Here is a 24,470-nt window from a genome sequence, read left to right as displayed (position 1 = left end):
GGGGGTTCTTTCAGACAGTCACCACTGACATTGGGGTGTCATCCGTGAGATCACCAAGCGGGGAGACCACTTGTCGAAGCACTGCCTCGGCACCCTTGTGTTGCATCAAGGCCTGATCAGACTGGTCTGTGGCCAGGAGGTAACCAGCAAAGCCCAGTGCATTGATGCTGAATCCACACGCCTCCTCACATTTCCGCCGGATCAATGCCATCCAGGATTGCGTCAGCAACAGGTTGTAAGGCGCCTGTGGGAGCTCACAAGACTGCTTGCCACCCAAACCCAGTTCATTGCCCAAGTGGCGATACAGCGAATGCAGTTCCTTGGCTTCTTGACGCGGATCGATGGGACTTGGTCGCTTAGCGATCACGCAGCTTTGGGTGAGCGGGTCATCCATACGTACCTTCTTGGCTGATCTGTCCTGAAGAAGACGTTCGAACCACTCGACGCGTGGGCAACTGCGTTCATTGGAGTCGCGGGGCAGCAGTTGAAGATGTCGATGCGGTTGACTCGCGCCAGCTAACGGTCCGCTGTTCAGAAACCAAAGACCGGTGCTGTCGTGGTCCACGCTCACCAAAGCTCTCCAGTCGTCCAGTGTGAGCCAATCCACCTGAGAGGCCCACTCCCGAGTGATGAGGAGCATGTGCCCGGTTTGGACCGGATATTTGTTGAGGATCAAAACGTGATCGTCCCCAACATCGTCAATCGCAAGCTCGGTGTCCCATGGCCGAAATGGATTGACCTTGGGACCTTCAATGCGGTGATGCTTGGGCAGTCGATCGTTCAGCACCCGCAATTCAAATTGATCGGCGCGCGGACCATTCAGCTTGATCCTCGAGGTGCTGAGTGGCACCAGAGCCTTCTGTCTCAGAGCATGCTCTGAACGCTCGAGCGCCCGTTTCCAGTAGGTCTGATCAACCATCCCGACGAATCCTCGCCAGTATTGCCCCGTTGTAATACCTCTCGAGAATCTGGATGTACGTGAGTCCCTGTTGGGCCAGCTTCTGAGCACCGTGCTGACTCATGCTCGCGCCGAGATGACCATGGGCTTGCTCCACGATGGTCTGAGTTGCTGCATACAGCGTTTCAACCAATCCACCTTGATGACTCAGGACGAGCCCTCGGGTGTCCTCTGTGGCCTTGAGCGACCTCGCAGTTGAGCTTGCCTGACCTGCGTAGACCTGCCATCGGGTCGTATCACCGAGGTTCCAATCTGGACTGGCAGGACGGATCAGATGCACCAACCCGTAGGACCGGGCTGCAACGGCCTGCGCTTTTAAGGCTTCCTCGTTCCAGCCACTGGGCATTTCCGCACCCACCACGGAGGCGACATAACGCTCCATGTTGATCTCGTTCACTGCGATCCAGCCTTCGCCCCGGTTGATCAGATGGACGATCCCTTGATAGGTGCGTCCGTTGACCTTGACCGAACCCTCGGCCGTTCCACAGTGCAGCCAGGCTTCGGTCGTCCCCCTGAGCAGCTTTCTGAGAGTGACTGGAGACACCGGAGCACCTTCAGAGGTGCTGCAGGTTGTCCGACCCTGGGGTTGGACGATACGGACCGGGCGCTGACTGAGCAACGCGACCCGAAGCAGGGGGTCGATGGAGTAGCCGTCAGGTGAAATTGCATAAACGCTTGTCGTATCACGGACGCTTGCCCGATCGGTTGACTGGTGTGGAGAGCGGGTAGCGCTGTGATCGCCATTCACTAGAGCACTGAGCATCGCATCGGTTTCCAATGACGATGACCAGACGGTCAATCCATCCGTGAGCACGACGACGGATGCCGCAGCGGCCACACTCGCGGTCAGCGTTAGCAACAGTGGCTGGATTAAACGCATATCCGCTGCAGCGGCGTTGGAATCATGCCTCAACTGAGCTCAGCTGGCTGGCAAGGACGCGCATTGGTGGTCGGCGGTGGAGGGATTGGACGCGCCTTGCGTCAGCAATTGGCTGCGCGGTGTCCTGCTCTTGACGTGACTCTGGTCACACGCTGTCCGACGACCAATGACGAGTGGCCTCTCGATCTGGAATCCGATGACAGCCTCGCGTCACTCACCGATCGTCTCCGAGACGCTTCACAGCCCTTGCGCCTGGTGTTCAACGCCACTGGACGCCTGCATGGTCCTTCCATCCAGCCGGAAAAACGGTTGCAGCAGGTTCAGTCGGCAGCATTGGTCGAGTCGTTTCGGATCAATGCTGCAGGACCGCTCCTGCTCGCGAAAGCGATTGAGCCTGCTCTGAACAGAAATCAACCCTTCCACTTCGCAAGCCTTAGTGCTCGCGTCGGCAGCATCGGCGATAACCGCAGTGGTGGATGGTATGCCTATCGCAGCGCGAAGGCTGCACAGAACATGATGCTGCGCTGCCTGAGCCTGGAATGGTCACGACGGTTTCCGATGGCAACGGTGACGCTTCTGCATCCTGGAACCACCGACACCAGCTTGTCCAAACCGTTTCAGAGCTTTGTCCCTAAGGAGCAATTGTTTAGCCCTGAACGTGCTGCCGGTCATCTCGTCGATGTCCTGATGGAGCAGGCTCCTGAGCACACGGGTCAGTTTCTGGCCTGGGACGGTCAGGTCATCCCCTGGTAGGTGCAGGCTTTCAGTACTTCAAGGGGAATCACATCCGTGGCGCTCATCGCTGTGGCTTCAAGCCTCACGGGTGGGGCCATTCCATCGTCGTAGGCCTGTTTCCAACGCGGAGCGCAGACACACCAGTGATCGCCCGGTTGGAGCCCGGGGAAGGAGAAGGCTGGCACCGGCGTACTGAGGTCATTGCCCTGGGCTTTGCTGTAGCTGAGAAAGCTTTCGGTCATCACGCAGCAGACGCTGTGTTGTCCGAGATCGGCAACATCCGTCCGACAGAAACCATCGCGAAACCATCCGGTCATCGGTTCGCATCCGCAGAGCTCGAGGGGAGAGCCGAGAACGTTCAGATCGCAGTTCTGATCCTTGTTCTGGGCAGATGACTCGGAGCTCATGATGATGCAGAAACCCCCAGGAGTCTGCCGAAGGAGTGGCACATTGCGCGACAAGGTGGTTGACGGATCCCGGGGGCAAGGCGTTAAAGGTCAATCAGTTATGCCTCCTCGATGGATTGGGAGTTCACTGAAGACGCGGCGTTTCTCGCCCTCTGCGATGCCTTCCGCGAAAGCGGAGAGTCCTCGGCCATCGAGTTTCTGGCCAATGGGGAAGGGGCATTCCATTTCCAGGATCTCGCGCAAAATGCTGCGGGAGAGGGAATTGACCTCAGCGAGTCAAGTGCTCTTGACGAGTTTCAACAGGAAGTGATCGACACGATGGAGAAGCTCTGCCAGGACTGAGCGGCAGAGCTCCATCCAATGACGGCTCGGGTCAGCCGTAGAAGAAGCTGATTTCCTTGTCTTTCAGACCCTCCCAGCCAGCAGCGATCAGGCGCCCATTCAGGGTTTTCTGATCGAAATGCTTGGCGCCGGTACGAACCACACGGTTGCGCATCGATTTGCGCACACCACTGCGTTTGCGCTGGCCTTCGAGATCCATCACCTCTCGATAGAGCGTCAGCATCTCAGCAGGGAGAGAAGACCCGTCGAGGTCGATGCCTGCAGCAATGGCCTTATCGATGGCGTCAGGCCCACTCAGATCCATGGTGGTTCAACAGATGATGGCCGGAGCAGTCTGCAGCAGCCAGCGTTGTGGATTCAGGATCCTTGCACTAGGCGCTGAAGTAACGCGCAGTGCTGTGCAGTGCCACCAAAGCCGTGGTGCTCTGCTCTGGATGCAATTGGTCGCTTTCATCCATTTTGAGGCCGATCCGGTCAGCACCTAACCAGAGCAGTTGCTGCCGCGAATCTGCCACGTTGGGACATGCCGGGTACCCGAAGGAATAGCGACTGCCCCGATAACGCTGAGCCAGAACATCGCGCAGAGCCATTCCCTGGGCGTCAGCAAAGCCACATTCTCGGCGGATACGGGCATGAGTCCATTCGGCCAGTGCCTCGGCCATCTGAACTGCAAGTCCATGGAAGTAGAGATAGTCGCTGTAGGAATCGGCTTCAAACAGACGCTGAGCGAACAGCGAGGCCTGTTCACCCATGGTGACCGCCTGCATGGGCAAAACGTCCGTGGGGCGTCCATCGTCGAGATCACGGTAGAAATCGGCGATGCAGTATCTGTTTCCACCTCGCTGTCGGGGAAGCGCGAAGCGTCCTAGCTGAGAGGATCCACTCGGATCAAAAACAACCACATCATTTCCATCACGACCGCAGGGGAAATAGCCGTAGGCCACTGCCGGTTGCAGCAGACGTTCATCGATGGATCGCCTGAGCCACTGTTGAAGAACCGGCTCAGCCTTCGCTTCGAGATCAGCCTCATAAGCTTCGCGTGATTGGCCTTTGGCTTTACGTATCTGCCACTGGCCTGCGAACAAGGCCTGCCGATCGAGATAAGCAATCACCTCGTTGAGGGGAATCTCCGATTCACCCTGCAAAACCTTTGAACCAAGGAAAGTAGGCTGAACAGCGACCTCCTCAGGAACTGTGGTCGAACGCTCAGTGCTGATCGGTTGCGATGCTGCAGCGCTAGCTTGATCGGCGTCGCCGTCACTGTTGGATGGTGAAGTTGCGCTGTCGTTCTCAACAGTGTTGTCACCTCCAAGAGAGATCCCCTCGGGCGTGCCGTTCAAAAATCCTTGAATGTTGTCCCAACTGTCAGCCTGCTGAGCTTCGACATAGGCATCCATGAATCGAAGATCAGTGAAGGCGTCACGGCCGTAAATCACTTTTCCGTTGTAAACCTCGCTGCAGTCTTTGTGTACAAATCTCGGGGTTAAGGCCGCTCCTCCGAGCACTACGGGAACATTGATTCCCGCCTCATTGAATGCCGATAAATTGTCTTTCATGAAAGCCGTTGATTTCACCAACAAGCCGCTCATGGCGATGCAGTCAGCCTGATGTTCCTGCTGTGCAGCAATGATGGCCCCAACATCCTGTTTGATCCCCAGATTGATCACCTCATAGCCATTATTGGTGAGAATGATGTCAACAAGATTTTTGCCGATGTCATGAACGTCTCCTTTAACGGTAGCGATCAAGAATTTTGCCTTCGCAGATCTCTCTCCGTCAGTTTTCTCCATGTGAGGTTCAAGAAAAGCCACAGCGGCTTTCATTGTTTCTGCCGATTGCAAAACGAAAGGAAGTTGCATCTGACCTGAGCCAAATAGCTCTCCGACCACCTTCATGCCATCGAGAAGGTAAGTGTTAACTATTTCGAGAGGCTTGTACTGGCCAAGTCCTTCGGTTAGGGCATCCTCAAGGCCAATCCTTTCTCCATCAATGATGTGTTGCTTCAGGCGCTCTTCCACTGGCAGATCGGCCAGCGATGGCCCGGAGGAGCGTGCGTCCTTGGTTGAAACACCTTCAAAAAGCGTTGTGAGCTCTGTCAGTGGATCGTAGGTACAGACATCACCATCAAAGCGACGAGAATCATTGATGAGATCCCGGCAGACCAGTTGATGGGCTTCGTCGATCTTGATCAAGGGCAGGATCTTGGCCGGCGAGACGATCGCGGCATCCATGCCAGCTTCGCAGCAGTCATGAAGAAACACTGAATTGAGCGTAATGCGTGCTGCAGGGGAAAGACCGAAACTCACATTGGATACACCTAGAATCATATGGACACCGGGAAGTTCGCTGCGAATTCTTCGGATAGCCTCGATGGTTTCGATGCCGTTGCGGCGATCTTCCTCAATTCCTGTTGAGATTGGCAGTGCCAAAGGGTCGTAGAAAATTTCTCTAGCGGGGATACCGAATTCCACGGCATCGCGATAAGCACGTTTTGCGATGGCAACCTTTTTCTCGGCCGTTCTCGCCATGCCATCTTCATCAATGGTGCCGATGACAACACCAGCACCGTAACGACGCGCAAGTTCTAAAACTTTGAAAAATCGTTCGTCACCGTCTTCGTAGTTAGTGGAGTTGAGAATGCACTTCCCTCCAGCGACCTTCAATCCCGCTTCCATCTTCTGCCACTCAGTGGAGTCGAGCATCAGAGGAAGATCCACGTTCGTGACCACACGGGTCACCAACGCGTGCATGTCTTTTTCCCCATCACGGCCAACGTAGTCGACGTTGACATCGAGGACGTGGGCATTTTCCTTGACCTGTCCGCGCGCGACGGCCACAAGTCCGTCCCAGTCTTCCTCATTGAGCAGCTCACGAACTTTTTTTGATCCGCTGGCGTTCAGCCGTTCTCCAATGATCAGGAACGAATTGTCCTGAAAGTAAGGAGTGGAGCCGTAGATCGAGGAAACGGCGGGCTCGTAATTGAATTGTTGGCGTTCGTGGTGATGTTTCCTCACATCCCTGTGAGCTGGAGTCAATTCGGTAGAGATCTCTGAGAGCGATTGAATGTGGGCAGGAGTGGTGCCACAGCATCCCCCGATGACCTGCACGCCAAGATCCTGCACGAAGTGCATCAACTGCATCTTCAACTCAATCGGAGTGAGTCGGTAATGCGCTACGCCGCCGATGTTCTCCGGTAGTCCTGCATTGGGGATGCAACTCACCACAAAAGGGGAGTGTTCGGACAGATATTTGATGTGCTCCTTCATCTGTTCCGGGCCCGTGGCGCAATTCAGGCCAAGAACGTCGATCGGAAAGGGTTCCAGGATCGACACAACCGCTGCGATGTCGGAACCCACCAGCATCGTTCCGGTGGTCTCCATGGTCACAGAGACCATCAGCGGCCGACGTTGGCCACTGACCTCAAAGGCATCCTCGACGCCCTGTAGCGCCGCCTTGATCTGAAGGACGTCCTGACAGGTTTCGATGATGAACAGATCGACATTGCCAGCGAGCAGCCCGGCGGCCTGATCGCGGAAGGATTCGCGCAGGGTGTCGAAATCAATGTGCCCGAGGGTCGGCAACTTCGTGGTCGGCCCCATGGACCCAGCGACAAAACGTGGTTTGTCAGTCGTGCTGTATTGGTCGGCCATCTCCCGAGCCAGTTCTGCTGCACGCTTGTTCAAGGCGAAGGCGTGATCTTCCAGCCCGTATTCCGCAAGAACGACGGATGCAGCACCAAAGGTGTCTGTCTCGATCACATCGCAGCCCGCATCAAGAAACTGTCGATGCACAGCCTGGACTGCATCGGGCCTGGTGATCACCAAATTTTCGTTGCAGCCCTCCAGGGCTTCTCCACCGAAATCATCGGCACTGAGATCCAGCTGCTGCAGGGAAGTCCCCGTGGCTCCGTCAAACACCAGCACCGGTCGACTTGGGTCGTGAAGTCGCTTGAGAAAGCGGGAGGATTCGGTGATGGTGTTGTTCTGGACTGCCTGCATCAACGCGATTTCGATCCAACCATCCTAAGAACCGTCGGCTCTGATGTTCGTGGCGTGAAGCCTTCCTGGGTGGTGAGAGAACCTCTCAGCCGTCCAATTCAATCCGGGTTACCCAGTGGGCGAATTCCTCGTCTCGCCCCTCGGTGATGGCCACCAGCTTGGTCCTCAGCGCCTCCATTAGCGGACGACGGTCGGAAAGGACCGTCGATTCCAATTGGCGGATCGGACTGATTTTGGCCGCGGTTCCTGTCAGGAAGACCTCGTCCGCGATGAACAATTCGGTTTTGTCAACGGGACGTTCGATCACTTCGATGCCCATGCTTTTGGCCAGTTCAATCACGCTGGCCCGCGTGATGCCCTCAAGAATGTCCTGATCAACGCCAGGTGTGATCAGCGTTCCATCGCGAACGATGAACAGGTTCATGCCACTGGCCTCACTCACCTTGCCCCGGGTGTTCATCAGTAAGGCTTCATCGAATCCGCTGGCCACAGCTTCTGTTTTGGCCAGGGAGCTGGTGATGTAGGCACCACTGATTTTTCCGCGCAGCGGCAGGGAACGATCTTCCTGCCGAGTCCAGCTGCTGATGCGGCAGCTCACTCCCTCCGGTGAGAGATAGTCCCCAAGCTCCAGTCCATAGATCAGAAAATCGGTTTCGATGTTGTGCAGCCTCGGGGCGATGCCAAGGTCACTGGTGTAAACGAAGGGACGCAGATAAATCGGTGTGGATGGCTTGTTGGCCCGGAGCATGGCCGTGAGCGCTTCCATCACGGTCTGTTCTGTGAGCTCCGCTAGCAGCAGTCGGGCACTCTGCGACAGGCGCCTGGCATGCCGGTCAGGCCGGAACAGCAGCATGCCTCCTGGTTGTTTTGGATCGGGAATGGCGCGCATTCCACCGAAGGCTCCAGTTCCGTAGTGGAGGGCATGGGTCGCCACTGACACCTTGGCGTCCTCGAAAGGAACGCAGCGTCCTTGGAACCAGGCGTATGGGAGGAACTGATGCATCGCAGTGGATCCGTTGACCAGATCTTCTCACCCGTCAGTTCCCGATCGCTGCCTGCTCTGGAGAATGGAGTGATGCATCGCCTTAGCAGCCTCCCAGGAGCCGACACCGACGGGCCGATGGCCTATGTCGAACAGCCGAGCGCTGCGGTGATGTTTCTCACGAGCGCTAGTTCCGACATCTCCGCTCTGGCGAAGGTTCTGGATGACGCCAGCGACGATCGCTGGGTGGATGCCATCCGAGCCTTGCCCCTGGATGCCCTCATACATCCCGCACAAATTGATCACTACCTGTCGGAGTGCACCCAAGTCACTCAGCTCATCGTGGTGCGACTCCTGGGTGGTCGAGGGCACTGGTCCTACGGACTGGAGCAGTGTCGTCTCTGGCAGCAGGCAGCCCCCAACCGCCAGTTGCTGGTGCTGTCTGGCACCAACGACCAGGAACGGGATCTGCATCCGCTCGGCAGTGTGTCCCTGCGCCTTGCCCATTCCATGGCAGCACTCTTGCGTGAGGGTGGTGCGGAGAATTTGCGCAGCTGGCTGCTGGGAGTTGAGTGGATCCTTAGCTCGCTGTCAGCTGCTTCCACTGCAGCTGAGGGCTCTGCCACTGATTCTTCTGCAACGGACGGACCGGACCTCCAAGTGATCGCGTCACCGGATCCTGATCCGTTCGACTGGCGCTCAGAACCTGGGGCCCGCGTTGGTGTTCTTTTTTACAGGGCCCATCGGCAATCTGCTGATGTCCAGTGGTGCGAAGCCCTGCTCTCCACACTGCGCCAGCGCGGTCTGGCACCACGAGCGCTCTGGGTTAGCAGCCTTCGTGATGCCGCTGTTCAAGAGGCAGTGCAGCGGCTTTATCAACAGCAGACGGTTGAGGTGGTGATCACGGCCACATCCTTCGCATCGGTTCAGTTTTCTGAAGCTGGATTCGGCGCTCCGCTTTGGGATCAGCTGGATCGACCGGTCTTGCAGATGCTCAGTTCAGGGCGACCACGCGATCGCTGGATCAACTCATTCCAAGGACTTGATCCGGTTGATTTATCCCTCCAGGTGGTCCTTCCCGAGCTCGATGGTCGGGTAACCACCCGCATCGGTGCTTTTCGTGAAGTGGACCATGCTGATCCACACCTGTGCACAGCAGTGAAACGGCTGGAGCCAGATTCAGATGGCTTGGCCTGGATTGCCGACCACGTTAGTAGTTGGTGTGAGCTCCGGTCCACTCCCGTTCAAGAGCGTCGACTGGGGTTGGTGCTGGCCAATTACCCCCTGCGCAATGGACGTCTGGCCAATGGCGTCGGCTTGGACACTCCAGCGAGTTGTCTGAACATTCTGCGCTGGCTCAAGAGCGCCGGTTTCGACCTTGGTCAGCACTCGCTTCCAGAGAGTTCAGATGCGCTGATGGCAAGCGTGCTTGCCGGGCGGACCAATGATCCTGAAAGTGATCACAGGCCTCCCTTAACCCATTTGCCGTTGAGGGATTACATGGCCTGGTGGAACGCGTTGCCCGAAGCCGCAAGAGCACCGATCCAGACCCGTTGGGGTGATCCGGAATCAGCTGAAGACCTGGAACGAGAAGGATTTGCAATCCATGGGGTGACTTTCGGGCACGTGGTGGTGTTGGTACAGCCCAGTCGGGGCTACGACCCAGATCAGCTCAGTGATCTGCATTCGCCGGATCTTCCACCACCCCATCGCTACCTGGCGCAGTACCTCTGGCTTCGCCAGAAGCACCGGTGCCAGTTGATGGTGCACGTTGGTAAGCACGGCAGTGCTGAGTGGCTGCCTGGCAAATCCATTGGTTTGAGTTCAGCCTGTGCGCCTGCTTTGGCCTTAGGAACCATCCCCAATGTGTACCCCTTTATCGTCAACGATCCCGGCGAGGGCTCTCAGGCCAAGCGACGTGGTCAGGCGGTGATCATTGACCACCTCACACCACCCTTGGGTCGTGCGGGACTGCACGGGGATTTGCTGTCGCTGGAATCTCTGCTCGATGAGTACATCGAAGCGCGTCAGCTGGGTGCAACACGCTGTGAACGGCTCGAAGTGCAGCTCGTGGAGCTGTTGGAGCAGCTGCGATGGCCATCGCTGGCCAAACAACGATCGGAACCTGGCCAGCAACCCGATATTCCATTGCTCCTTGAGCAGGTAGAGACGTATCTCTGCGAACTCAAAGAAGCTCAGATCCGCACGGGTCTGCATCGTCTTGGCGAACCGGCGGAACCCTCAAAACTGGCTGAATTGCTGCTGGCCATCGCACGTTCTCCGGCACCGGATCGGCCTGGGCTTACCCAATGGATGGCGACATGTCTTGGTCTTCGCTGTGATCCATGGTGCGACGAGGATGGAGCACGTCTCGAACCGGAAGACAGCCACATCCTGCAGCGCTGCGGATGTGAATCACCGCGTCGTTTGAGCGATGCCGTCGAGTGGATTGAAGCGCAGGCCACGGAACTTCTGCTGGTGTTGACGCAGGACATGAACAGCGCCAATGGTGCGGATTCGACCTCACTGCTCCCCTGTTTTCGCAAACAACTCGAATCGAGTCCCCTACCGGACCCTCTGCAGTTCATCAAGACGGATCTCTGGCCTCGTCTCACAGCATGTGCACAACGGGAGCGGGATGCACTGCTAGCGGCTGCCCACGGTCAGCGCGTGCCGGCTGGTCCGTCAGGTGCACCCACCCGCGGGCGGGACGATGTGCTTCCGACGGGTCGCAATTTTTACTCTGTGGACCTGCGAGGCCTTCCGACGGAAGCGGCTTGGGATCTTGGTCGGCGCAGCGCGGAGCAACTGGTGGAGCTCTATGAGCTGGAAGAAGGCGAACCGCTTCGCCACCTGGCTTTGTCCGTCTGGGGAACCGCCACCATGCGCAATGGTGGGGAAGACATCGCGCAGATGTTCGCTCTGCTTGGCATCCGACCGGTCTGGGATGGTCCGACCCGACGCCTGGTGGATCTGGAAGTGATTCCTGTCTCGCTGCTTGGTCGTCCGCGCGTGGATGTGACCTTGCGCATGTCCGGCCTGTTCCGCGACGCCTTTCCCCAGTTGCTGGGCTGGGTCAACCGCGCTCTGGAGATGGTGGCTGCACTGGATGAAACCACTCAAGACAACCCTTTAGCCGCACTCACCCGCGCCAGTGGCCCTCAGTCCCGGTTATTCGGTTCAGCGCCGGGTTCCTATGGAGCAGGCCTCCAGGCCTTGATCGATTCCGGTCAGTGGGAGCGACGTGACGACTTGGGAGAGGCTTACGTGGCCTGGAGCGCCTGGCGTTACGACGGCACTGCCACAGCTCATCGCGATCGTGATGGTTTGGAATCGGCTTTGAAGTCCGTCCAGGTGGTTCTCCACAACCAGGACAACCGTGAGCATGATCTGCTCGACTCTGACGATTACTACCAGTTTCAGGGAGGCCTGTCGGCTGCTGTGTCCAAGGTCAGCGGCAAAACGCCCAGCTTGATGTTTGCGGATCATTCCCGTCGGGAACGCTTACGCATCCATGCATTGGACCGAGAGATCGACAAGGTGGTGCGCAGCCGCCTGCTTAATCCCCGCTGGATTGAGGGCATGAAACAGCACGGTTACAAGGGAGCTTTTGAGATGGGGGCAAGCCTGGATTATCTGTTTGCTTATGACGCCACGACAGGGGTGGTGCCCGATTGGTGCTACGAACAGATCGCCGAGCGCTGGCTGCTCGATGCTGATGTGCGTGCCTTTCTGCTCAATTGCAACCCATGGGTGCTCCGGGACATGGCGGAACGCTGCCTTGAAGCCTCAACACGCCAGCTTTGGAGCGATGCAGATCCATCCCAACTGGATGCAATCCGCACGGTGCTGCTCGATTCCGAACGTGCCGTTGAAGCCGGTGGCCTCAACGGCTAGAGCAGATTCAGTTGTTGAGATCGCGCACCATCGCCCGGAATGGATCGATCGATCCGGCTGCCGTGCTCTTGCTGCTGGAGGCCGGGGATGAGGCCGTGACTTCTTCCTTGGGCTTCAACTCTTCCTTGCGTGCCACGGGGGCTGCATCCTTCGCTGAAGGCGTATTCACACCGGCCTGGGTCAGCGCACTTCCTTTGAGCTTCTGATCCAGTTCGGCCTGGGTCATCGTCTCGGCAAAGGTCTTCTTCACGGGTTTGGGAATCCCGTCTTTGATGACACTGGTCTCTTCGCGAACGACCTTGACGTCGCCGAGGCCCTCACTGCGTGTATCAACCTTGAGGTCCATGGCATCCACCTCAGTGACCAACTCCTTGCCACCGGGATTGTCGAGAGTGCCGGGGAAGGTGCGACGGATCGTCTTGGCTTCGCGCATGTAGTCGCGATTCCCAAGGGATGAGGAGCTGTCGCTGTCGAGGAAAAAGGCTTCAGGCTTGGGTTTCTCTGCCTTCGGGCCGCGCGATGGCTCGTTTTGATCCGATTTGGAATTGAGCAGACGATCGAGGAAACCCATACCCACGGTCAGGGACGTTTGTCGAACTTAGCGACCTTCCAGGTCAACCCCGTGGGTGTCGGTGCCACACGTACGCAAAAGGCCAAGGTTCTTCAAGCGTTGGTCGATGGCTTCGCACACCACCGGAGACCAGCTCCAGCGGGGTTGCATCTCGTAGTCATACCAAGCCTCACCGCCATCAAAACCAAGGTCTGCCGCTGCATCAATCAGCTCTGAAAAACCCAATCGATAGCGCGCTGGATGCGCAAGAATCGCCAATCCACCGGCGTCATGGATGGCGCCACAAACACTGTCTGCCCGCAGTGCTTCTCCAACCGCAGCATCACCGCGGTTGTAGACCGCCAGAGCTGGATGGCCGTGTTCGAATCCGAGTGCCAACACATGCACGAGGCAACCACGGAGGATCGCGCTGATCTCCATACCCGTCCATAGCTTGGGAACAGGGAGTTCCTGGTCTTGCTGTCTGGAAAGCCAGTCCTGCATGGGCGCGTAGGACGCACTCGAATGGTGATCCGTCACCGCCAGGTGTTGAAGGCCATTGGCGCTGGCCTGGCGGATGAGATCGCACGGTTCGAGGCTGCCATCACTGCAGAGCGTATGGCAGTGAAAATTCAAGTCGCCTGGACAGCTCTCCGGACCGATGGTTTCCAGAACTGAGGTCAGTGGGTGGCGATTCAGGACCATGGGCTGGTTCAGCTGGATGGTTCGGCAGCAGCGGCTTCGGCACGAAGTCGACGCCAGCGGGCATAGAACTGAATTGAGGCTGCCATGAACACCACCAAGCCCACGATGAACCAGGTGGCAGCACTAGTGGGGAATTGGGTCTTAAACACCACCAGCATCACCACGATCACCAACAGCAGCGTGGGAAGTTCATTCAGTGCACGCAGCTGCTTGCCGTTCCATTGGCAGGTTCCTGACTGCAGCTGGCCCATTAACCGGTAGCAGAAAACGTGATAAGCCAGAAGCGCAGCCACAAACGCAAGCTTGGCGTGCATCCAACCTTGTTGTAACCAGGAGGGCTGAGCGATGAGCAGTCCGATCGCCATGGAGACCGCCACCACCATTCCTGGGGTCGTGATGATGTTCGCGAGACGCTTCTCCATGAGCCCGTATTGCTGCTGAAAGGCCGTGCGCAGTTCAGGAGCCAGCTCTTCGGCTTCCACGTGGTAGATGAACAACCTCACGAGGTAAAACAACCCTGCAAACCAAACGACCACACCGACGATGTGAAGGGTCTTAAACCAGAGATAGGCCTCGGGAGAGAGCGTCATCGGAGCGATTGAGGTGGGGGACCTTGGGCAGGCATCAAGTCAGGGATTCAAGGAACATCCCTGCACGGTGCTGATGAGTGTTAAGCACCTCTGGTGCCATGCGATCGAGGTTGCGAGCCATCATCGCCAGGCGGTACTGACCACGGAAAAAGGTCTCATGCCTCTTGATGAAACTCCAAAACAATCCATCCCAGACATCGCACCACTCGCCCTTGCGATAGTCCGACATCTTGCGGACATAGTTGGATCCCGACAAATAGGGCTTGGTAGTGAATAAACCCGCGTCAGCGAACTGGCTCATGCCATACACATTGGGAACCATCACCCAGTCGAAGGCATCCACGAACAACTCCATGAACCAGGTGTAGACCCGGGTCGGATGAAAGCCACATAACAACATCACATTGCCGAGCAGCATCAACCGTTCGATGTGATGGCAGTAGCCGGTCTCGAGCGCATGTCGGATGGCATCGTCGATCGGAGGAAGTCCCGTGGTTCCCTGGTAGAACGCCTGGGGAATGGGCCGGTCTTCGAACTCCCAGAAATTTCCATTGCGCATCACGACGCCATGGCGCTTGTACATCGCTGCCATGAACTCTCTCCAACCGATGATCTGGCGGATGAATCCCTCAAGCGAGTTGAGAGGAACGTCACCTTCTGAAGCCCGTTCAAGGGTTCGGTCCAGAACCTGTTGCGGTGTCAGCAGACCGATATTGAGCATGGGGGTCAGCACGCTGTGCCACATCACCCGGTGCTGGGTACTGATGGCATCCTCATAGGACCCGAATTGCTTCAACCTGGCCTCTAAAAAGGTTTGCAACCATCGATCGGCCTGGTGATGATCAAGCGGGTACGCAAAATGCGTCCAGGAACCAATCAACGGCAGCTGCTCAGCATCCAGTTGTTCGCGGGCCTGATCTACGCGTGAATCAGAGCCAACGTCCGGCTCTGGTGGCACCACGATGCCCTTGGGCAGCTTCTTGCGATTGTCAGCATCAAAGCTCCATTTCCCTCCGACAGGATTGCCCTCGGCATCCATCAACACACCAAGGCGTCGACGCTGCATCTCATAAAACTTGGCCATGAACGGCTTGCGCCCGTTGTTGAAGTGCTCCTCAACAACGGCATCGGGCGTCAGCAGCATTGGTGTTGCGCTGATCTCCAGGCCATAGGCATTGGAGGCAACAAAACTCCGCAGTCGTTTCGATAGAAGATCGTCGATGGGATCAGCGAGGTGAAAGCTGCGAAATCCTTGATCGACCAAAGACTGCAGGTGCCCTTCTGTGTTGCTGGCCTGGTGATGATGACGTTGAACGACGTGGTAACCACGCTCACGCAACGTGTCGGCGTAGGCCGACATCGATGCGCGGTGTAGCAAAACACGCTGGCGATGCACCTGCATCGGCCATTGGGGATCAGTGCCAAAGAACAGCGGATCTTCGATCAGGGCCACCGACCGGCCGGATTTCAGACAGGGATGATCAGCAAACAGCTGATGGGGAAAGATCAGCGTCAGTTCCATCGTCAGCCTTCACCGGCCAGTCGACAGGCGCGTCGTCCAATGGCTGTGGCGTAAGCGCGGTCCACAGGACCGGACATTGGACTGAGCTGGCCAGCTCTGCAATTCATCACGACCTTTTCGCGATGGCCAAGCTGATCATTCAGTTTGAGCACCAGTTGCCAGTGGTTCTTGGCACTGCGCGTGATGTCATCGGCACAGACAGGACCGGTGCAAAGACCTGGAGACGCCTCAACACGGAAGGGGGATACCAGTCCTGTAAGCAGACCAAACAAAAGGGCGGTCAGGATGAGGACTCGCATCATGGCTGGGATGCTCCAGGGTCGTGAGTGGCCCCATCCTGCTCTGGATCCTCATCGGGGTGAAAGAACCGGCGGATATCCCTTGCCAGGGCCAGGCCGACCCCTGGAGCCTGAGCCAGTGTTTCAACCGTGGCCAGTTGAATGGCATCGATGGAATGAAAGTGGGCCAGCAGGTCTTTGACCCGCTTGGGACCAACGCCAGGGATGTCCGACAGACGCGAACGTTTCATGCGCTCACCACGCTGCTGCCGGTGAAAACTCACGGCGAACCGATGCGCTTCATCGCGCAAGCGCCGAAGCAGACCAACACCTAGTTGATCCGGCTCGCTGTCGAGTGGCTGACTTTCCCCTGGCATGAAGATCTCTTCGCGTTGCTTCGCCAGAGAACACACGTTGAGGTCCTCATGCAGGTTGAGCTCCCGCAAGGCCTCCATCACCGCTGATAGCTGCCCCTTGCCACCGTCGATCATCACCACATCAGGCCAGTCGTTCAGGCCATCGGTCTGCAAGGCACTGCCGCCCTGATGACGAAGGGCACCGAGATCAACACCGTCAGCCTTGGCCCTGGCCCAACGCCGGAAACGACGACGCATGATCTCGGCCATGGCCATGAAGTCATCGCTGTGTCCGGCTTGGATACTGCTGCTGCGGATTTTGTATTTGCGGTAGTGCTGCTTCGCAGGAAGCCCATCGATGAAGACCACTTGGGACGCCACTGCGTCGCTGCCCTGAATGTGACTGATGTCGTAGCCCTCAATCCGACGGGGAGGTATGGGCAGCTCCAACAGTTGTGCCAAATCCTCTGTGGCCAGGGCCTGCTGTTCCTGACTCTGCTTGGCACGCTGAAGTTCGTAATCGGCATTGCGCTGCACCAGATCGATCAGATCCGCTTTCTGACGTTGCTTGGGGCAATGGATCTGCACCTTGCGCTCTCGTTGCTCGGTCAGCCACTCCTCGAGCAGGTCCTGTTGCTGGAGTGGATGCTGCACCAGCAACTCCGGTGGAATCTCCACGGCATCCACCTGGCTGTAGTGCTCTTCGATCACCCTCTGGAGAATCAGGCCTGGTTCCTGACCAGAGGCATCGGCCATGTATCCCAATCGGCCGACAAGCTTGCCGGCACGCATCTGAAACAGCTGAACGGCTGCGAGCCGCTCATCAGCAGCCATGGCGATGACATCCCGACTGACCGATGAGTCGGGGATGCTCATCTTCTGATCCGCGGTGAGTTGATCCAGTCCCTGCAGCTGATCACGCACCTTTGCGGCGGCTTCGAAATCAAGTCGCTCTGCGTAGCGATCCATTTGTTCACGCAACAGGGTCTGCAGTTCGTCGCTGCGGCCCTGGAACACCATCGCCACCTTGCGCAAGGTGCGGTGATAATCCTCGGAGCTAATTTTCTCCTGGCAGACCCCTGGACAACGCCCGATGTTGTAGTTCAGGCACGTGCGATCCTGGTGGAGTGGACGGGGCCGCTGCCTGAGCGGAAACACCCGCTTCACGAGAAACAGGGTGCGTCGCAGCAGCCCCACATCGACATAGGGTCCATAGAAGCGGTCGAGTGGACTGCGAAACCGGCGACGACGGGTGATGAAGATCCTTGGGTAGGCCTCACTCCAGGTGATGCAGAGATAGGGATATTTCTTGTCGTCCTTGAGCAGCACATTGAAGTGGGGCTGCTGGTTCTTGATCAGATTGGCTTCCAAAGCGAGGGCTTCGGCCTCGCTGTCTGTAACGATGAATTCGATTTCACAGATCTGGCGCACCATCAACCGGATGCGCGGGCTCAGGTCATGTCGGCTTCGGAAATAGCTGCGGACACGGCTGCGCAAGCTTTTGGATTTGCCCACGTACAGCAGACGATCCTCGGCATCCCGCATCAGGTAACAACCTGGTTCTGTCGGGATTTCCTTCAGGCGTCGTTCGAGGCGATCCGGTTGCTCGAGCAAAGAGGACTGCATGCCCAGAATCTAGAGATGCCGAGGTGCATAGGATCCGGCCAGGACGCCCTGCTGAACTCGGGATGAAAGCGCTCTATCCAGGCAGCTTCGATCCGCTGACGCTGGGGCATCTGGATTTGATTGAACGGGGTGCCTCCCTGGTCGATGAACTGGTTGTAGCCGTCTTACAGAACCCCGGGAAATCACCCACCTTCCCGTTGGATCAGCGCCTTCACCAGATCCGTGTTTCAACAGCCCATCTGGGCAATGTGACAGTCACCAGTTTCGACGGACTGACCGTCGAATGCGCTCGACGCCATCGTGCACGCCTCATTTTGCGCGGACTTCGCGCCATGAGCGATTTCGAATACGAACTTCAAATTGCTCATACCAACCGATCTCTCGACCCGGAATTCGAAACAATTTTCCTCAGCACTGCAGCCCACTACAGCTTTTTGAGCAGTTCGGTGGTCAAAGAAGTGGCTCGATTTGGTGGCTCTGTGGATCACATGGTGCCGCCGGTGGTGGCGGAGGACCTCGGAAGGTTCTTTAATTCGGCTTTCGATCCCCCGTCGCGATGAGCGAGATCCGCTTCTCCGTCATCGACCAGCTCGATCAGCTCGAGGAGATCGTGCTGGAGGGCAGTCGCATTCCCTTCAGTGGCGGGAGGCTCGTGAACGAGCAGGACGCCATTGAGATTCTCGATGCCGTCCGTGAAGCGATGCCGGGTCAGGTGGCTGACGCCGATCAACTGCTGCAGAAACGCGATGACTTCATCGCTACAGCCCGCAGTCAGGCTGATGAGATTGTCAACTCGGCTCAGCAGCAGCGTGAACAACTGCTCGCGCAGGCGTCCATTCGTCAGGAGGCGGAACGCCAGGCCGCCGAGATGCGTGAACAGATTCGACAGCAGTGCGAGCAACTGCTCCAGAGCAGCCGTCAGCAAGCAGCGCAGATGGAGCAGGAGATGCAGACCAAGCAGGCTCAACTTGAACAGCAATTCGCCACACGCCGACAGCAACTGGAGCAAGAAGCCCTTCAGCGCAGACAACAGCTCGATCAGGAGGCGATCGAACTCAAGCGTCAACTGAGCGAACAGCATGAGCGCAACCGACAGCAGTCGCTTCAGGATCTCGACCAAATCCGTCAGGAAGGCTTGAGGATTCAGAGGGAAGCGCAGACTGAGGCTGAGCGTCTTCAACAAGATGCTCTGCAGTTCCGTCATCAGACGCAGCAGCAATGTGAATTGCTGATTCAGCGCAGCCGAAAAGAAGCGTCCACCGTTCAGGAGGGTGCCAACCGCTACGCCGAACAGACCCTCGGGGAACTCGAACAGCGACTGAAGGAGATGGCTCAGGTGGTGTTGGCGGGACGGCAGGAACTCATCAAGATCCAGACCGGTCAAACCGAGTCCAGCAGAGCCGAGTCTCAAGACAGCAAAACCGTGCCGATCAGCCGGGCACGTCGGGCTGCATCACGGTTGCGTCAGATGAAGGGCACGGGCTGAACCGTTGCACGGAACGGAGAATCTGCCCCATCACCGTGTTGGGGTAGCCCGATCCATTGGAGATCATCGCCACATAGCGCGGTCCATCGTGCGTCTGAAGATATCCAGAGATGCTGCGGACACCACTGATGGTGCCGGTTTTCCCGCGGAACTTGCCCTCGAGGACCGTCCCGCGATAGAGATTCCGTAGGGTTCCTCGCTGTCCTGCAATGGCCATCGACGCCTGGTAGTAAGGCGCGAAGGGATGTTGATCCATGCGCATCAACAAAGCGGCAATAGTGCGGCTGGTCACCCTGTTGTTGCGTGAGAGTCCACTGCCATCAGCAACCCGCAACCCTTGGATAGGCAATCCCTGCTCAAGCATCCAACGTTCGGTGGCTCTGGACGCGGCATTCACATCCCAGAGGCCAGACGCCTGACGCATCAGCACCTCAGCGGTGAAGTTGTGACTTTCCGTGTTGGCCAGGCTGAGCAGCGCGTGCATGGGTGCGGAGGCTTCCTCATGAAGAACCACGCTGTGGTCGTCATCCGTGGGGAGTGGTTCCACCATGGGTTGACCTCGTTCAATGCTCACCGTGCCTCCACGGCGTGAAACCTCCTTGCTGAAGAGAACCTGGAGCCGGTTGTAGGGGTCGCTGACGGCTCCACCGACGGCATTGCTGGTCAGGGCGAGACGAGTAATCGGAGCCCCATAGGCATACCCACGATCCGCCGGATGCCAATCCGCAGGCCACCAGTTGCTGCGTGGTTCCTCTCGGACCATCAACTTGACGTCCTGCAGGGATTCACCCATGGCTCCGCCCTGACGCAGAGCTGCCATCGCAAAGCGCTGCAACCCAGCAATTCCGAGATCTGGATCACCTTCCCCATTCAGTTCGAGGGATCCGTCAGGACGCTGAATCAATCGTGTCTTGAGACGGAAATCGGGGCCCAGACGATCGAGTGCAAAAGCGGTGCTAACCAACTTCTGATTAGAAGCTGGAATCCTGGGCACGGCACCATTCACATCACCCAGAATGTCGCCGTCACTATTGAGCACCGTGACGGACCATACGCGGGCCTCAGCGCCCACATCGGCACGAATGGCCTTGGCAAGCTCAGGACAGGATCTCCCCGGTTGGAGGGTTGGAAGCGGTTGCTCGGTCTCGGGCGGCGGCGGCGCGATCAGCGGCAAGACATCAGCGCGAACCCTTGGGGCCGCCAACGGCAGCAGCATTGCTAGAGAAAAGCCGAGCGTCTTCATGGAATCGTCACCCCACTGACCGTTCCATTCACTCGGTAGGTGCGACCTTCCAACTCCACCGGAATGCCCACTTTGAGCTTGGTCCCAGCCATCACCACCCCCGACGGCGACACCATGGCATCGCCCTTGAGGACGAAGCGCGCATTGAGCATCCCGTTGATGTCTTTGTTGGGGTCGTCAGCGATGACCACACGGCCATCGGGTTGAACCGCTGTCAGGCGCGTTCGGATGTCATCAACACGCACCAATTCGGCGGAGCCTGCCGGTTGGTTTCTGATCACCAGGGTGGTTCTCCCTGCATCCAGCGCCTCACGCACCAAACCGTCCGGATCAGCAGCGCTGATATTGCGCACATCCACCATGACCTCAACGAGCTTGAGCGCCCCAGTGGCCTTGGCCACCGTATTGCTGAGTTTGGGACTCCACAACACGCCACCTACGGCGGCGATCACCACAAGAACCGCTGCCGTATCGACAACTGACAGCGATCGCAGGCGATCTTGAAGAGTCATAACCAGTAACTTTCTGGCAACACTAAAAGTGATGTGGCTGTGGATCAACCACGAAGATCGTCAATAAAGCGATCCATCGCACCCAATGTCTGGCGCAAGCCATCGGCTGATGAAGAGAGTGCGTCATCGATCTGCTCCTGATCAGGTCGCGCTTCAAACTGCTGCACCCAGCGATAACCCGCGGGATCCAGCCGAAAAAGCTCCCATTCCTTCAAGCGCTCCTGCATCAGCGCCCCCTGCAGAAAAGGCTCGAGATGAAAGGCCGATTGCCAGGTGGATAGAAATCCACGTCGCCTGGTGCGGGCCACGCTGCCAATGCCGACCGCGGCATCTTCAAGCCGTCCGTTGAGCAACACGACCGGCTCCATCCACTGGTTGCAGATCGCTTCAACCGTGTCGTAATCACTTGGCTGTGCACTGGCGATCAGGAGGAGATCCCCACGCTGGGCCCAGGCTGGATCGCGTTGGAGCTGCATGAGATCCACACAGCATTCGGCCAGCTCAGGTCCATCCCGTTTTGCCAGTGCAGCAGCACCGGCATCGGGCCATGCCAATAGAAGACTGCGACCGCTTTCCTTTAAAGCGGTCGCCAAACGCAAGGCAGGGCCGAGCAGACGCAGTCCCTCAAACTTCCAGGTGATTTGCCATCGCCCCCGTCGTTTCGATGCCAGAGCTTCCTGGAGCGCGACCAGCGTGCGCTGTTCAGCTTCGAAGAGATCAGCGGGAAGAACTGCGCTCACGGGGGCTTAGCGGTGTGAATGGGGCGGAGCGTAGAACCCTCTTCTTGTCAGCTGTTTAATGCGATGTCCAGACCGGCCTGGAAACGATCAAGAATCGGCTCCAGATCTTCCGCACGAATCCAGTGTCCAAGGCTGATGCGAAGCCCTGAGCGCCTCAAGGCCTCGGGAACCCCCATGGCGGTCAAGACAGCACTGTCGCTGTCCTTGCCCGACGAACAAGCGCTGCCACTGCTCACTGCCAGGCCCACATGATCCAGGCAACGCACCAGATGCCGTGCGGAGATCGGAAGGCTCTGATCGTCACGAACCAAAAGCGATAGATGGTTCGGAAGACGTTCTTCAGGGTCTCCGCAGATCTCCAGACGGTGATCAGCAGCAAGTCGTTCACGGATGGCATCACGCAACTGGGCAATGCCATCACCAGAACAGGCAATGGCCGATGGATCAACCCGCTCGATCTGCTCCATGGCGGTGGCCATGCCAGCGGCCAGCACGGCTGACTGTGTGCCGCTGCGTAGGCCTCCCTCCTGATCTCCACCCAATAACTGTGGCGTCATCGCAGCGCGCCATTCCGGTCGGACCAACAGCAGACCGATGCCACGAGGTCCGCCGCATTTATGCGATGAAGCGGTGAGCAAATCAACGGGCAGGTCGCACCAGCGGGGGATCCCCTGACTGACAACCTGAGTGGCATCGGTGTGCAAAGGAATCGCTCGCGCGCGGCAAGCTTCAGCGACCTTCAGCAAGGGTTGCAACGTTCCGACCTCGCTTTGTCCCCAGATCAACGACACCAAACGAGTTGGAGGAGCGAGAAGTTCATCCAACAGGTCCAAACGGATTCGCCCGTAACGATCCACCGGCCATTCCTGAACGTCCCAGCCCTGAGCAATCAGTTGCTGTGCTGCACCGACGACAGCTGGGTGTTCGACGGCGGAAATCAGGAGTCGACCCGTGGCCTGGGTTCCTGCCAGTCCATGGAGAGCAAGATGCACCGATTCCGTTGCGCTGGAGGTAAACACAAGCTCATCGGGCGATGCAGCGAATCCACGGGCGATCTGAAAGCGGGCACGCTCAAGGGCGTCGGCCGCTGCGATGCCGTCCTGATGCAGGCTGGATGGATTGGCCCAGGCGTGAGCCTGAATCTCGGCCATGCGGTCAAACACCCCTGGTCGAAGCGGTGCCGTGGCACAGGCATCGAGATAAAAGCGCTTGGTCTCAGGCTTGGCCATCGCGCTGGAACCGCGAAAGGGTGCGTTGCTCCAGAGATTCGGTAGCGATGTTGATCATCGAATCAAGCGACGTTGATTCAAGGAAAGCCTGAACTCTGGCCTGGGCCTCCGCTTCAGTGCAGTCATCATCGACAGGGTTGGTGGTCGACTCGGCAGATTTCGTTTCAACGAGCCTTGAACCTTGCTGGCTCTCCAGTGAACCGTTGGAGCCAGTCTGTGCTGCCGGCATCAACTCGGGATTGATCACGCCGTCGAAGACAGCGTCGGCGGGACCGGTCATGAACACCGACGCCGTCGTCTCAGCCCAGCTGATCTCCAGGGGTCCGCCGGGAAGAGCCACTGTGGCCTGACGGTCGCTGAGGCCGAGAAGCACGGCTGCAACAAGGGTGGCGCAGGCTCCCGTGCCACAGGCGAGTGTGGGACCAGCCCCGCGTTCCCAGACGCGGATCTCAAGCTGCGAACGACTGTGCACCTGCAGAAAATGCACATTGGTTTTGGCTGGAAATGCTGAATTGATTTCCAGGTGTGTGCCCCACTCTTCGAATGGAATGGTCGTCAGATCTGAGACCGGAACTACCACGTGCGGATTGCCCATGCCCACGGCGGCCACCGGCAAGCTGACCTCGCCCACCTGCAGTTCTCCCGTAGGCAACCCTGCCTCGTTCGCTCTGAGGGTGGTAGGGACTGAGGCGGGTTCGAGGAAAGGGGCTCCCATGTCAACGCGGATCTGACCATCTGGCTGGAGTTCCGGAATAATCATTCCGGCAGGTGTTTCGATGGGCCAACACCGCCCTGCCGCATCTCCATCGCTGTCCGCAAGAAACCGTGCCAAGCAACGGATGCCGTTGCCGCACATTTCGGCTTCCGATCCATCGGCATTGAAGATGCGCATGCGCAATTCACCTGATGCCTGTGGCGGCAACGCGAGGATCAGTCCATCCGCTCCGATTCCAAAGCGGCGATCACAAATCCGCCTCACCCAGGCCGGATCGGGGCTGTGGATAGCCGCAGGCAGCTGGTCACCACGACCTTCGATCAGGATGAAGTCGTTGCCCAGTCCTTGATATTTACTAAACGCCAACATCCCTTCTGGAGCCTGTGTTTGGGTCATTTTAAGCGTTGCTCTGGCAGCGAACCGCCCGCCGGCGTTTGATTGACGCTGACCTCTTCACTTGCTGAACTGCAGCAGACATCTAAGTCGTCCAGCGGTCATGGATGCAGCTGGCTTTGATCCAAGCCTTCCAGGCATCCGCCTGATTCAGAGCTGGATGCGTGAACAGCGCGTGCTCAGCATTGAACTTGTGGATGGTCGCCGCCTCGACGGCCGACTCGATTGGCAAGACCCCCAATACCTGGCTTTGCGGCGCGATGGGAGCACCGATCCCATCCTGATTGCACGCCACGCCGTGATCACCATTCGTCCTTTGATCTGAA

General features: G+C 57.9%; 23 protein-coding genes. 6 read left to right on the top strand and 17 right to left on the bottom strand.

Annotation, left to right across the window (positions count from 1 at the left end):
• Nucleotides 1-10: 10 nt before the first annotated feature.
• Nucleotides 11-919, bottom strand: coding sequence for an ATP adenylyltransferase (locus tag SynA1825c_RS07775; RefSeq protein WP_186468794.1), 909 nt, complete (start codon nucleotides 917-919; stop codon nucleotides 11-13).
• Nucleotides 912-1,838, bottom strand: a complete 927-nt coding sequence (locus SynA1825c_RS07770) for a SpoIID/LytB domain-containing protein (RefSeq protein ID WP_186468793.1) — start codon at nucleotides 1,836-1,838, stop codon at nucleotides 912-914. Before SynA1825c_RS07770 ends, SynA1825c_RS07775 begins: the two co-directional genes overlap by 8 nt.
• 24 nt (nucleotides 1,839-1,862) lie before the next feature.
• Between SynA1825c_RS07770 and SynA1825c_RS07765 the strand changes: the two genes are divergently transcribed.
• Nucleotides 1,863-2,591 (top strand): SDR family NAD(P)-dependent oxidoreductase, encoded by a 729-nt coding sequence (locus SynA1825c_RS07765; RefSeq protein WP_186468792.1) that lies wholly within the window; start codon nucleotides 1,863-1,865, stop codon nucleotides 2,589-2,591.
• Here SynA1825c_RS07765 and SynA1825c_RS07760 read toward each other — a convergent pair.
• Complete coding sequence (locus tag SynA1825c_RS07760; RefSeq protein ID WP_186468791.1) at nucleotides 2,573-2,980, bottom strand: DUF2237 family protein; 408 nt, start codon at nucleotides 2,978-2,980, stop codon at nucleotides 2,573-2,575. The two genes, SynA1825c_RS07765 and SynA1825c_RS07760, sit on opposite strands and share 19 nt — an antisense overlap.
• Nucleotides 2,981-3,091: 111 nt before the next feature.
• Between SynA1825c_RS07760 and SynA1825c_RS07755 the strand changes: the two genes are divergently transcribed.
• Complete coding sequence (locus SynA1825c_RS07755; RefSeq protein ID WP_011933185.1) at nucleotides 3,092-3,322, top strand: hypothetical protein; 231 nt, start codon at nucleotides 3,092-3,094, stop codon at nucleotides 3,320-3,322.
• Between the two features lie 31 nt (nucleotides 3,323-3,353).
• Here SynA1825c_RS07755 and SynA1825c_RS07750 read toward each other — a convergent pair whose 3' ends face one another.
• From SynA1825c_RS07750 to SynA1825c_RS07740, 3 genes are all read right to left on the bottom strand, one after another.
• Nucleotides 3,354-3,626: a DUF4090 family protein gene (locus tag SynA1825c_RS07750; RefSeq protein ID WP_186468790.1), complete on the bottom strand. Its 273-nt coding sequence runs from the start codon at nucleotides 3,624-3,626 to the stop codon at nucleotides 3,354-3,356.
• A 67-nt stretch (nucleotides 3,627-3,693) separates the two neighbouring features.
• Nucleotides 3,694-7,320, bottom strand: a complete 3,627-nt coding sequence (metH, locus tag SynA1825c_RS07745) for a methionine synthase (RefSeq protein WP_186468789.1) — start codon at nucleotides 7,318-7,320, stop codon at nucleotides 3,694-3,696.
• An 85-nt stretch (nucleotides 7,321-7,405) separates the two neighbouring features.
• Complete coding sequence (locus SynA1825c_RS07740; RefSeq protein WP_186468788.1) at nucleotides 7,406-8,323, bottom strand: branched-chain amino acid transaminase; 918 nt, start codon at nucleotides 8,321-8,323, stop codon at nucleotides 7,406-7,408.
• A gap of 72 nt (nucleotides 8,324-8,395) precedes the next feature.
• Here SynA1825c_RS07740 and cobN point away from each other — a divergent pair, with 72 nt between their 5' ends.
• Nucleotides 8,396-12,199, top strand: a complete 3,804-nt coding sequence (gene cobN / locus SynA1825c_RS07735; protein ID WP_186471095.1) for a cobaltochelatase subunit CobN — start codon at nucleotides 8,396-8,398, stop codon at nucleotides 12,197-12,199.
• 7 nt (nucleotides 12,200-12,206) lie between these two features.
• Here cobN and SynA1825c_RS07730 read toward each other — a convergent pair whose 3' ends face one another.
• Genes SynA1825c_RS07730 through uvrC form a run of 6 tightly spaced genes read right to left on the bottom strand, consistent with a single transcriptional unit; the run spans nucleotide 12,207 to nucleotide 17,826 of the window.
• Nucleotides 12,207-12,770 carry a hypothetical protein gene (locus SynA1825c_RS07730; protein ID WP_186468787.1) on the bottom strand — a complete coding sequence of 188 codons (564 nt, stop codon included), beginning with the start codon at nucleotides 12,768-12,770 and terminating at the stop codon, nucleotides 12,207-12,209.
• 27 nt (nucleotides 12,771-12,797) lie between these two features.
• Nucleotides 12,798-13,454, bottom strand: a complete 657-nt coding sequence (locus tag SynA1825c_RS07725) for a PHP domain-containing protein (protein ID WP_186468786.1) — start codon at nucleotides 13,452-13,454, stop codon at nucleotides 12,798-12,800.
• Nucleotides 13,455-13,462: 8 nt separating this feature from the next.
• On the bottom strand, nucleotides 13,463-14,044 hold the full coding sequence (hemJ, locus tag SynA1825c_RS07720) for a protoporphyrinogen oxidase HemJ (RefSeq protein ID WP_186468785.1): 582 nt from the start codon (nucleotides 14,042-14,044) through the stop codon (nucleotides 13,463-13,465).
• Nucleotides 14,045-14,078: 34 nt separating this feature from the next.
• Entirely contained in the window at nucleotides 14,079-15,566 is a 1,488-nt protein-coding gene (locus SynA1825c_RS07715) for a cryptochrome/photolyase family protein (protein ID WP_186468784.1), read from the bottom strand.
• A 2-nt stretch (nucleotides 15,567-15,568) separates the two neighbouring features.
• Nucleotides 15,569-15,868, bottom strand: a complete 300-nt coding sequence (locus tag SynA1825c_RS07710; protein WP_186468783.1) for a hypothetical protein — start codon at nucleotides 15,866-15,868, stop codon at nucleotides 15,569-15,571.
• Nucleotides 15,865-17,826, bottom strand: a complete 1,962-nt coding sequence (gene uvrC / locus SynA1825c_RS07705; protein WP_186468782.1) for an excinuclease ABC subunit UvrC — start codon at nucleotides 17,824-17,826, stop codon at nucleotides 15,865-15,867. Before uvrC ends, SynA1825c_RS07710 begins: the two co-directional genes overlap by 4 nt.
• A gap of 62 nt (nucleotides 17,827-17,888) precedes the next feature.
• On the opposite strand from uvrC, the gene coaD reads away from it, so the two are divergent.
• On the top strand, nucleotides 17,889-18,386 hold the full coding sequence (gene coaD / locus SynA1825c_RS07700; RefSeq protein WP_186468781.1) for a pantetheine-phosphate adenylyltransferase: 498 nt from the start codon (nucleotides 17,889-17,891) through the stop codon (nucleotides 18,384-18,386).
• Nucleotides 18,383-19,312, top strand: coding sequence for a hypothetical protein (locus SynA1825c_RS07695; protein ID WP_186468780.1), 930 nt, complete (start codon nucleotides 18,383-18,385; stop codon nucleotides 19,310-19,312). The genes coaD and SynA1825c_RS07695 overlap by 4 nt, the downstream gene beginning before the upstream one ends.
• On the opposite strand, the gene SynA1825c_RS07690 is transcribed toward SynA1825c_RS07695, so the two are convergent.
• From SynA1825c_RS07690 to dapF, 5 genes are read right to left on the bottom strand one after another with little or no spacing between them, the layout of a single operon-like run.
• A complete protein-coding gene (locus SynA1825c_RS07690; RefSeq protein ID WP_186468779.1) occupies nucleotides 19,257-20,555 on the bottom strand; it encodes a D-alanyl-D-alanine carboxypeptidase/D-alanyl-D-alanine-endopeptidase in 1,299 nt (432 codons plus the stop codon). The two genes, SynA1825c_RS07695 and SynA1825c_RS07690, sit on opposite strands and share 56 nt — an antisense overlap.
• Entirely contained in the window at nucleotides 20,552-21,067 is a 516-nt protein-coding gene (locus tag SynA1825c_RS07685) for a DUF4330 domain-containing protein (protein ID WP_186468778.1), read from the bottom strand. Before SynA1825c_RS07685 ends, SynA1825c_RS07690 begins: the two co-directional genes overlap by 4 nt.
• A gap of 44 nt (nucleotides 21,068-21,111) precedes the next feature.
• Nucleotides 21,112-21,807, bottom strand: a complete 696-nt coding sequence (locus tag SynA1825c_RS07680) for a DUF1995 family protein (RefSeq protein WP_186468777.1) — start codon at nucleotides 21,805-21,807, stop codon at nucleotides 21,112-21,114.
• 47 nt (nucleotides 21,808-21,854) lie between these two features.
• Nucleotides 21,855-23,036: a cysteine desulfurase family protein gene (locus SynA1825c_RS07675; protein ID WP_186468776.1), complete on the bottom strand. Its 1,182-nt coding sequence runs from the start codon at nucleotides 23,034-23,036 to the stop codon at nucleotides 21,855-21,857.
• On the bottom strand, nucleotides 23,023-24,120 hold the full coding sequence (gene dapF / locus SynA1825c_RS07670) for a diaminopimelate epimerase (RefSeq protein ID WP_186471094.1): 1,098 nt from the start codon (nucleotides 24,118-24,120) through the stop codon (nucleotides 23,023-23,025). The genes SynA1825c_RS07675 and dapF overlap by 14 nt, the downstream gene beginning before the upstream one ends.
• An 88-nt stretch (nucleotides 24,121-24,208) precedes the next feature.
• Here dapF and SynA1825c_RS07665 point away from each other — a divergent pair, with 88 nt between their 5' ends.
• Complete coding sequence (locus SynA1825c_RS07665; protein WP_370593734.1) at nucleotides 24,209-24,469, top strand: hypothetical protein; 261 nt, start codon at nucleotides 24,209-24,211, stop codon at nucleotides 24,467-24,469.
• The last annotated feature ends 1 nt before the right edge of the window (nucleotide 24,470 follow it).

Origin of the sequence: Synechococcus sp. A18-25c, assembly GCF_014280035.1 — a bacterium.
Classification (GTDB): domain Bacteria; phylum Cyanobacteriota; class Cyanobacteriia; order PCC-6307; family Cyanobiaceae; genus Synechococcus_C.
Note: the sequence above shows the minus strand (reverse complement) of the source record. Positions and strands in the feature narration are given on the sequence as shown.